Origin of the sequence: Pseudorhodoplanes sp., from assembly GCF_035565795.1 — a bacterium.
In the GTDB taxonomy this organism is placed as follows: Bacteria; Pseudomonadota; Alphaproteobacteria; order Rhizobiales; family Xanthobacteraceae; genus Pseudorhodoplanes.
The window spans coordinates 25901-35091 of the sequence record NZ_DATMRV010000237.1 but is presented as its reverse complement, the minus strand read 5'-3'; the positions used below and the strand labels follow the sequence as shown (position 1 = coordinate 35091).

At 59.3% G+C, this 9191-nt stretch carries 14 protein-coding genes; 9 read left to right on the top strand and 5 right to left on the bottom strand.

Features of this window, described 5'->3' with window-relative positions; translation table 11 throughout:
- A partial coding sequence (locus tag VNZ93_RS21210; RefSeq protein ID WP_325709965.1) for an HAD-IC family P-type ATPase occupies positions 1-650 on the bottom strand: 650 nt, incomplete at its 3' end.
- A gap of 300 nt (positions 651-950) precedes the next feature.
- Between VNZ93_RS21210 and VNZ93_RS21205 the strand changes: the two genes are divergently transcribed.
- Positions 951-1835: a universal stress protein gene (locus tag VNZ93_RS21205; protein WP_325709962.1), complete on the top strand. Its 885-nt coding sequence runs from the start codon at positions 951-953 to the stop codon at positions 1833-1835.
- A 12-nt stretch (positions 1836-1847) separates the two neighbouring features.
- Here the strand turns inward: VNZ93_RS21205 and VNZ93_RS21200 are convergent, their stop codons facing one another.
- The 4 genes from VNZ93_RS21200 to VNZ93_RS21185 all read right to left on the bottom strand — a co-directional run bounded on the left by VNZ93_RS21200 (position 1848) and on the right by VNZ93_RS21185 (position 4227).
- On the bottom strand, positions 1848-2180 hold the full coding sequence (locus VNZ93_RS21200) for a P-II family nitrogen regulator (RefSeq protein WP_325709959.1): 333 nt from the start codon (positions 2178-2180) through the stop codon (positions 1848-1850).
- On the bottom strand, positions 2173-2916 hold the full coding sequence (locus VNZ93_RS21195; protein WP_325709956.1) for a DUF1538 domain-containing protein: 744 nt from the start codon (positions 2914-2916) through the stop codon (positions 2173-2175). Before VNZ93_RS21195 ends, VNZ93_RS21200 begins: the two co-directional genes overlap by 8 nt.
- Positions 2913-3608, bottom strand: a complete 696-nt coding sequence (locus tag VNZ93_RS21190; RefSeq protein WP_325709953.1) for a DUF1538 domain-containing protein — start codon at positions 3606-3608, stop codon at positions 2913-2915. The genes VNZ93_RS21195 and VNZ93_RS21190 overlap by 4 nt, the downstream gene beginning before the upstream one ends.
- Positions 3609-3822: 214 nt before the next feature.
- Positions 3823-4227, bottom strand: a complete 405-nt coding sequence (locus VNZ93_RS21185; RefSeq protein WP_325709950.1) for a group III truncated hemoglobin — start codon at positions 4225-4227, stop codon at positions 3823-3825.
- Positions 4228-4379: 152 nt separating this feature from the next.
- Here VNZ93_RS21185 and VNZ93_RS21180 point away from each other — a divergent pair, with 152 nt between their 5' ends.
- The 8 genes from VNZ93_RS21180 to VNZ93_RS21145 all read left to right on the top strand — a co-directional run bounded on the left by VNZ93_RS21180 (position 4380) and on the right by VNZ93_RS21145 (position 9169).
- Positions 4380-4556, top strand: a complete 177-nt coding sequence (locus tag VNZ93_RS21180) for a hypothetical protein (protein ID WP_325709947.1) — start codon at positions 4380-4382, stop codon at positions 4554-4556.
- Between the two features lie 52 nt (positions 4557-4608).
- Entirely contained in the window at positions 4609-5085 is a 477-nt protein-coding gene (locus tag VNZ93_RS21175; protein ID WP_325709945.1) for an Rrf2 family transcriptional regulator, read from the top strand.
- A gap of 28 nt (positions 5086-5113) precedes the next feature.
- Entirely contained in the window at positions 5114-5428 is a 315-nt protein-coding gene (locus VNZ93_RS21170; protein WP_325709943.1) for a DUF6522 family protein, read from the top strand.
- Between the two features lie 85 nt (positions 5429-5513).
- Positions 5514-7172 carry a cytochrome-c oxidase, cbb3-type subunit I gene (ccoN, locus tag VNZ93_RS21165; RefSeq protein ID WP_325709940.1) on the top strand — a complete coding sequence of 553 codons (1659 nt, stop codon included), beginning with the start codon at positions 5514-5516 and terminating at the stop codon, positions 7170-7172.
- A 5-nt stretch (positions 7173-7177) separates the two neighbouring features.
- Positions 7178-7909, top strand: a complete 732-nt coding sequence (gene ccoO, locus VNZ93_RS21160) for a cytochrome-c oxidase, cbb3-type subunit II (RefSeq protein ID WP_325709937.1) — start codon at positions 7178-7180, stop codon at positions 7907-7909.
- Between the two features lie 2 nt (positions 7910-7911).
- The gene (locus VNZ93_RS21155) at positions 7912-8082 is read left to right on the top strand and encodes a cbb3-type cytochrome c oxidase subunit 3 (RefSeq protein WP_325709934.1); all 171 of its coding nucleotides are present in this window, start codon (positions 7912-7914) and stop codon (positions 8080-8082) included.
- Positions 8073-8954, top strand: coding sequence for a cytochrome-c oxidase, cbb3-type subunit III (gene ccoP, locus VNZ93_RS21150; RefSeq protein ID WP_325709931.1), 882 nt, complete (start codon positions 8073-8075; stop codon positions 8952-8954). Before VNZ93_RS21155 ends, ccoP begins: the two co-directional genes overlap by 10 nt.
- Positions 8951-9169 carry a hypothetical protein gene (locus VNZ93_RS21145; protein WP_325709928.1) on the top strand — a complete coding sequence of 73 codons (219 nt, stop codon included), beginning with the start codon at positions 8951-8953 and terminating at the stop codon, positions 9167-9169. The genes ccoP and VNZ93_RS21145 overlap by 4 nt, the downstream gene beginning before the upstream one ends.
- The last annotated feature ends 22 nt before the right edge of the window (positions 9170-9191 follow it).

The following is a 9191-nucleotide window of genomic DNA, read 5'->3' as shown; positions in this document are numbered from 1 at the left end:
TGGGCGATGCGCCCCATCTCGGTCAGCATGCCGGTCGCTGTAACGACGGCCCGGCCATGGCCGTAGACGGCGATCGTCCCGCTGAAAATCATGTTGCGCCGGTCGCCTATCTCCGCGTCGCCCGCGATCGGCGCGACGTCCTTGGAAACCGGCAGGCTCTCTCCGGTAAGTGCGGCTTCCGCTGTCTGCAGCGCGGCGCATTGAACAAGCCTCGCGTCAGCGGGAATGGTGTCGCCTTCCTCCACCAAAATTATGTCGCCGGGTACCACCTCGGTCGCGAGAATGCTCTGCCTCTTGGCATCGCGAATTACAGTTGCGCGGGCGGCCGACATGTCGCGCAAGGCGGCGGCCGCCCGTTCCGCGCGCGCTTCCTGGATATAACCCATGAACGCATTGAGAATGACGATCGCCATAATCGCGATCGCCTCGTAGGGCAGCGCCGCGGCGCTCTCGTAAAGCCAAAGGCCGGCGGAAATCGCCGCTGCGGCGATCAACAAAATCACCAGGATCGAAGCGAACTGTTCAAGAAACTTTCGCCACGCAGGGCGTGGCGGCTCGGCATCGAGTTCGTTTCTGCCGTAGCGCGCAAGGCGTCCGCTGGCCTCACCCGCGCTCAGACCGTGCTCGGGATCGACCTGAAATGCAGCCAAGGCAGCGTCGGCCGTATCGCGGTACGGTTCAGCGGAAACGGGTTCTGCGGGGGTGTCGTGCATGGTCAGAACGGCGTTATGGCTACGAGCCTTGCCCGGACATGGCTGCCGTAGTTGACCATTATGTCAATCGATAATTTGCGGATCGGGCAGCCGGTAAATTTCGTTGTGACTGATCGATCGGCGCGTGAGACGCGAATTGTCGCAGTTGAGCCGACAGTCTAGCGGCGCGAATGGCGTCCTGAATAGGATTGCGCGATAAATCGCATCTGAACCTGATGCTGAAAGGAATGCTTCAAGATGAATGAGCCGCGCTGGATGAGCGGACCTCCGAAATCCATCCTGCTTGCCACAGATTTGAGTTCCCGCTGTGATCGAGCGCTCGACCGTGCCGTCGCGCTCTCGGAGCAATGGCAGGCCAAACTGGTCATCATGCACGTGCTGGAGGAGGTTGCGACCTGGGGACCGGACGCAGTCCTGCCCTCCTGGAAGCGTCCGCCGGATCCGGTTGGCCTCGCGCATAAGAGGCTGGTCGAGGACATCGGCGAGGCTGCGGACGCGGCAACCCTCGTCATCGAGGAGGGCGACCCGTCAGAGGCGATCCAGCGCACCGCGGAGGCAAGAGGTTGCGATCTCGTCGTGACCGGCGTTGCTCGCGACGAGCCGTTCGGCCGTTTCGTGCTCGGCACGACCGTCGACCGGTTGCTGCGGAATTCGGACCTGCCGGTTCTCATCGTCAAGAACAGAGCGCGGCGCCCCTATCGCAATGTCCTCATCGCAACGGATTTCTCGGAGGCGTCCCGCCATGCGCTGGAAGCCGCCCACCGATATTTCCCCGAACAGCCGCTCACGATCTTCCATGCCTACGATCCGCCCATGAGCGGGCTTGTGCCGGATCAGGCCAGCTATCGCCGGGAGTATCGGAAGGTCGCGGAGCAGGATTACGAGACGTTTCTCAAAGGCACGCCGTCCGGCGAAGCGATCCGCAAACACGCCCGGCCGCTGATCGAGTTCGGCGTTCCCGATCAATTGCTGCGCGACTGCGTGCGCGACCTGAATATCGATCTTGTCGTGCTGGGAACAAAAGGCCTGAACGCCATTTTCGAAGCGTTTCTCGGCAGTGTCTCCAAGCAGATCATGGCAGAGATACCGTGCGACGCGCTGGTGATGAGGGAGCCAGGCTAACAGCCCCCGGGTTCACTGCTCGGGGCGCTCCTGCACGAGGTGAACGATGCCGGCCACCTTTTCGATCGGAACGATGAAGGCGAGTCCGTGGCCGGGCGCGGTCAACTCGGCTGCGCGCACGATCTCGGCTAGGACCATGTCCTTGATGTTGTCGGGGACCACCGTGAGCACGATCTCCTTTTCCGGCTCGATCTGAATGCCGAAAACCTTCTGCTGTTCGTTGCGGCCGATTCCGCGGCCGAACAGCACCGTGCCGCCGTGGGCGCCGGACTTCATCGTGGCCTCGAGGACTGTATCCCCCCAACCCTTCCGCACGATACTGACGATCAGGCAGGGACTATGCATCTCGCTCACTCCCCCGTTCACGGGTTTTCAATCGGACGAAAAAGCCCAGCACCAGGACAGACATGATCGGCGCAAGTGCGATCAGCGCCACGAGACCGAAGCCATCAACGATCGGATTCTGGCTTCCTGTCGATGCGGCCGCGCCGAGCGCAAGAGCCAGCAGAAAGCTGTTCGCCAATGGACCGGTAGCGACGCCGCCGGCATCCACGGCAATCGCAACGAAGTCCCGTTCACTTACCCACATCAGTGCGATAATGCAGAGATAGCCTGGCACGAGCAGGTACAGGAGCGGAATTCCGAAAGCGATCCTCAGCATTCCGAGCCCGACCCAGATTGCTACTCCAATGCATGTGGCCTGCAGGACCATCGGGCCGCGAATGGAACCGTTCGAGGCGCCCTCCACCTGCTCGGCCAAAATGCGCACGGCCGGCTCTCCGAATGTTGTTAGAAATCCGAGCAGCACCCCGACCAAAATGAACAGCCATTTGTTTTCCAGTGCGCCGAGACCCTCGCCGATCGCGCGTCCGAAGGGCAGGAAGCCGATGCCAATTCCGAGGAGAAACAGATAGAGGCCAACCGCCGCTATCGCCGTGCCCTTGAGCATGTCGGCAACCTGCCGGCGCGGCAGTCTGAGCAGGAAGACCTGAAAGAGCAGGAAAAGCATCGCCAGCGGTACGATTGCGATCGTCACGCTCCAGAATGTCGCTGCAATCTCCTCGATCAGCGCCGCAATCATGACAGCAGCATCCCCATCAGAAGGATCGCGATGATCGGTCCAATTGACGCAAAGCCCAGAAGCCCGAAACCATCGGATATGGCAGAGCGACCCGCGAGCACGGAGCTCAGGCCGATCGCTAATGCGATGATCACTGGCGCCGACAGAACCCCGGTGGTCACGCTACCGGCGTCGAATGAAAGCGCGATGTATTCCGGCGGCGCGAACATCGCGAGCAGGAGCATGATCGCATAGGCCGCGGTCAACATGTACTTGATCGGCCAGCCGAGCAGGATGCGCATCATCGCGAGTGCGATCAGCGTCGCAAGCCCGGTCGCGATTAGATAAAGAACCAACTGCCCGGACATGGCGCCTTTCGAGGCGGCATCGACTTGTCCGGCCAGCACAAGAACGTCGGGCTCAGCCACCGTAGTCGCAAAGCCGAGCGCGAACGCGACCCCGATGATGAGAGCAACCGATCTCTTTTTCGGCAGTTCGGCTCCGATGAACCGCCCCATCGGCAATATGCCGAGATCGACACCTGTGAAAATCAGCAGCATGCCAGCGATGGCAAGGACCGAGCCCAGGAGAAACTGCAGGAACAGTTCAATCGGCGCATGGATGATTGTGACCTGAAGCACGCAGACGACGCCAACGAGTGGCGCAACCGCCTTCAATACCTCAAGCAGCTTGTCGTTGAGCAATGGCCCCATGAGGCCATGTGTTTACACCGGAGAGCTGAAAATCAAAATGGCTGCCTGCCTTTGCAGTCGACCTGTAAGAGCTGGCACCGTCCATCTCAAAGAAGATTCGAGCACTACGCTACTCGCAGTCGTGCGAGGCACCTCGAAGATTAAGTCTTTGCTAAAGCTCGCCCAATGGCTTCAATGGCTTCAATTCCTGAAGACGGCGGGATGTCAAATAACGTTAGTCTAATGCTAGCCTTAATGAAGGACATGTTGTTTCCGCTTTCTCCCAGCGCGGCCTGACAATTTCACCCCGGCGCGCGGCGATTCCAAGTTCCAGACTGTCGGCAATTCGGCGGGCACGGTCGGTGAAGGCATCCGCTGCCTGTCTTGGGCAAACAGACAAGGCCGTCGCTTCGAATATTGCCAGCCCGCGCTCGAAATGCTCGCTTCTGACGGGTAGCGAGAGATGGACCTGCATGGGTTGACCGTGATAGCGGCCCGTCATCAGCACGACCGACGACCAGAACGCACAAAGTTTCTCCAGATGATGGTCCCAGTCGTCAACCTTCGCCTCGAAGATCGGGCCGATAAGCGGATCGCTCCGGACCTGAGCATAAAACGTAGTGACGAGCGCGCTGATCATCGCCTCGTCGATCCCGGTCCGGCCCCTGATCTCCGCCGTTATTCTGGCGCGCCGCGTGGCAGCATCTTTCCATCGGATCGTCCTAAAGATATATTTTATATATTGCTTTTGTGAGCCGACGCCACTATTGTCAAGCTGCGAGGAGACATCTCATGGGACATGCAACTTCCGTTGTGAACGCCTTCACCGCCGTACTTCTACTGCCGGGCGATCTCGCCTGTGACGCGATTGGCGTCGGCAAGGCGGACAATCGCGATCTGGTTCGAATGTTGATCAACTCGTTTGCCTGGGCCTTCATTGGGGCGGCGGCGGTGGCCTTCTTCATTTAGTGCTTCGGCAACCGGTGGAGTTTCCCCCCAGTCGATCGAGCGATAGACGACCATGCGCCTGACAACCCTGTCGGATTATGCTCTCCGCGTTTTGATGTATTCCGCGGCGTCTGGCGACAAACTTATCACCATTGAAGAAACTGCCCGCACCTATGGGATATCGCGCGCTCACTTGATGAAAGTCGTCAACATCCTCGTGCGGCGCGGCTTCCTGAAAGGTGTCCGGGGCCGCTCTGGCGGGTTTATGTTGGCCAAGCTTCCAGAAGCGATCCGCGTCGGGGATGTGGTCCGCGCGACCGAAGCCGATTTTGCGCTCGTCGAATGCTTTGCCACCGGGAGTCAGTGCATCGTCACAGGCTGCTGCAAATTGCCCTCGATGCTTAATGAAGCTCTCAACGCCTTTATCGTAACGCTCGATAAGTACACGATCGCTGATCTGATGCTGAAACCGTCGGATTTTTCCGCACCGACGAGAGCCCGATCGTCACGGACTCGCGGCCCCACCATCAAAATTGACGCAAGAGCGTGAGAGCTACGTGTTTACGGAGGGCTTTTCAATGATTGCCAGTCGCAGCGCCATTGGCAGACGCGAAACACCGATCGAACGCGATGGAAACGGCTTCACTCTTGACGCTGCGCTGATCGGCGAACTTATCGATGTGCCGCCAGCGGACGTTCCCGCCCTGATGCGCAGCAAAAGCATCACCTGCATGTGCGAAAGCGGGATAGACTCAGATCGCGGGACGTTTCGAATCAATCTATTTTATCATGGACGGCATGTGAGACTTCGGATTGGCTCCGAGGACGAAATCCTGCAACGCTCGACCATCGACTTCGGCGAACGGCCGCAGCGCCGCCGCCGAAGTCTGTGACGAGCGATCCACTCGGGGCTGCACGCCTCCTGCCTCATAACGGCGGCGACACTCATCAACGTGCTCTAGGTATGGAACCAATTTTATGATCGCACAGCTGACGACCAGTGAGCGCCAATTCGCGATGGTGACGCTGATCCTGTTGGCCGTCGCCGGCCTCGTGCTGGCCATTGCAGGACGCGACGATCTCCTCGGCGGGCAAGGGCTGTTGATTTTTCTCGCGGCGCTTGGCGGCATTTTCGCGATCATCTCCAAATATTACTCGCCGGAGCCGTCCGAAGGACGGTTTGCATATTATTACGATGACCCCACCAAAGCGGGCATCGTCATCGCAATGGTATGGGCCGTTATCGGAATGTTTGTCGGCGATTGGGTCGCCTGGCAATTGGTCTATCCGGATCTCGCCTTCGACGCGGCATGGTCCAGTTTCGGACGGCTCCGGCCCGTCCACACGACTTCCGTTATTTTCGGCTTCGGCGGCAACGCGCTGATCGCGACATCGCTTTACGTACTGCAACGCACGTCGCGGGCGCGTTTGCCGGATCAAATCAGCCCGTGGTTCGTTTTGTTCGGCTACAACCTCTTCTGCCTGCTCGCTGTCACAGGCTATCTAATGGGGATTACCCAGTCGAAAGAATACGCCGAACCGGAATGGTACGCGGATATCTGGCTGGTGATCGTGTGGGTTGTCTATTTCGCAATCTATATGCGCACGCTCGCGCGACGCAAAGAACCGCATATCTACGTCGCCAACTGGTATTACATGGCTTTCATTCTGGTTGTGGCGATTCTGCACATCGTCAACAATCTCGCCGTACCGGTGTCTTTCGGCCACGCCAAAAGCTACTCGTCATTCTCCGGTGTTCAGGACGCCATGACGCAATGGTGGTACGGCCATAACGCCGTTGCGTTTTTCCTGACCGCCGGCTTCCTCGGGATGATGTATTATTATTTGCCGAAACGAGCCAATCGACCGATTTTTTCCTATCGCCTCTCGATTATCAGCTTCTGGGGCATCACATTCTTCTACATGTGGGCGGGCTCGCACCACCTCCACTATACGGCTCTTCCCCATTGGGTGCAGACACTCGGCATGACCTTTTCTGTGATGCTGCTGGTGCCATCATGGGCGTCCGCAGCGAACGCGCTGCTGACGCTTAACGGCGCATGGGACAAGGTCCGTGACGACGCGACCTTGCGCTTCATGATGGTGGCGGCTGTTTTCTATGGATTGTCTACCTTCGAAGGGTCGTTCATGGCGATCCGGACAGTCAACGCGCTCTCGCATTATACCGACTGGACGGTCGGTCATGTTCATGCCGGCGCGCTTGGCTGGGTCGCGATGATCACATTCGGCGCGATCTATGCTTCGGTGCCCTGGCTCTGGAAGCGCGAAGGGATGTATTCGGCGCGGCTGGTCGAAGTGCATTTCTGGTTAGCGGTCGCCGGCACTATCGTTTACGTCTTCGCGATGTGGAATTCCGGCATCATTCAGGGGCTGATGTGGCGGACCTACAACGAGAGTGGCACACTCGCCTATTCGTTCATTGAATCCGTTGTCGCCATGCGACCTTATTATATCGCACGGGCGATCGGCGGCCTGCTGTTCCTGATCGGCGCGATTGTGGGCTGTTACAATATCTGGATGACGATTCGTACCGCGCCGCAGGTCACACGCGAGCCAGTCTCCAGCACGCCCGATTCCGTTCTGGTCGGCACACCCGCACTTCAGCCTGGGGAGTGACGCTCATGTTTGGCTTTCATTATCGCCTGGAGCGAAAGGCGATCGGATTTGTCCTGGCGATCATCGGCGTAGCCAGTATTGGCGGCATCGTCGAGATCGCGCCGCTCTTCACGATCCACCAGACGGTCGAAGCGGCGCCCGGCATGCGGGTCTACACGCCGTTAGAACTCGCCGGCCGTAACATTTACATTCGCGAGGGCTGCTATGCCTGTCATTCGCAAATGATAAGAACGCTGCGGGACGAGGTCGAGCGCTATGGTCCGTATTCTCTGGCTGTCGAATCGAAACACGATCACCCGATGTTGTGGGGCTCCAAGCGTACTGGGCCGGACCTGGCGCGCGTGGGTGGCAAATATTCCGACGCGTGGCACGTCGCACACCTGAACAACCCTCGCGCCGTCATGCCTGAATCGATCATGCCCGCCTATGCCTGGTTGTCGCGGACCGCGTTGCGAATCGACGATCTCGGCGGACACCTCCGGGCGCTGCGGGCGGTGGGCGTCCCCTATACCGATGAAATGATCGCCAATGCGCCTGCAGATGCCTATGGGCAGACCGCCCCCGACTCGCCGCAGGCGGAAGGCGTAACCAAGCGTTACGGCGAAGCGACAAATGTGCGGGTCTTCGACGGCACGCCGGGCGATCCTACCGAAATGGACGCGCTTGTCGCCTATCTGCAGATCCTTGGACGGTTGACCGATGCGGCGCACAAGCCGGTTGCTTCGGCCGGGAGATGACGATGGAATTCGCCCACAATACACTCGTATGGTTTTCGAAATCGTTCGGCCTTTTCTACCTCATCGCACTGTCTATCGTGGTGGTGGCGTATACGTATTGGCCCTCGAAAAAGAAGCGGTTTGATCAGGCCGCGACGTCGATCATCGATGACGAGGATCGGCCATGGCGGTGACAGAACGCGATCCCCATACGGGTTATCTGACCACGGGTCATGAGTGGAACGGCATCAAGGAACTCAACACGCCCGTTCCCCGCCCGGTTTACTTTTTTCTCATCGCCACAGCTCTGTTTTCGCTCGGCTACTGGATCCTGTTCCCGGCCTTCCCGTTGGGCTGGACCTATACCAAGGGCCTGCTCGGAATCGATCAGCGCGCAACCGTGAACGAAGCCTTGCAGCGCGCGTCGCTCGATCGTCAAAGCTGGACCAAGAAGATCGAGACCGAGAGCTATCAAGCCATCCAGGCCGACCCCGCACTGATGACGATCGTGCGCCAGACCGGCCGGACCTTGTTCGGCGACAATTGCGCCGCCTGTCACGGTCTCCAAGCGAAGGGAAGCAAGGGGTTTCCGGACTTAACCACCGAATCCTGGTTGTGGGGCGGCGACCCGGAGACGATTGCCGAGACGATCCGGGTTGGCATCAACTCCACTCACCCGAACAGCCGCATCGCACAGATGCTCGCATTCGGGCGCGACAGCATTCTGCCGCGCGCCGATGTCGAAAACGTCGTAAGTTTTGTACAATCTCTGTCGGACTCCGCAGCAGCAAAACAAACACCGCCGGAGCGGCTCGATGCGGGCAAGACGATCTTCGCGGCAAATTGCGCCTCGTGCCACGGCGAGGACGGCAAGGGAAAGTCCGATCTCGGCGCCCCTGACCTGACTGATCGAACGTGGATCTATGGCGGCGACCCGCAATCGATCTTTACAACCGTCTGGCATGGCCGGCAGGGGCAAATGCCGGCATGGGAGAATCGCCTCGGATCGCTCGAACGCAAGATTCTCGCGCTGTATCTCGTCGATTTGAGGTCGCGCAAGCCATGACTGACACACCGGCCCGGCAGGCTCGAATTCAGCGCAAGGCGGCGGTCTGGATCGCCATCGGCCTTGGTCTGCTGTTTCTTGTCGCCGCCAACGGCCATCTGGTTTACGTCGCGGTTATGTCGCAACCGGCCTGCGTCGATCATGTCAGGCAAGGCGATCCGGACAGCGCACAAAACCGCTTCCGTGCCGCGAAGTCTGCATGTTCGCCGCGGTGAAGGTAGAAACGGAAAGAGACGG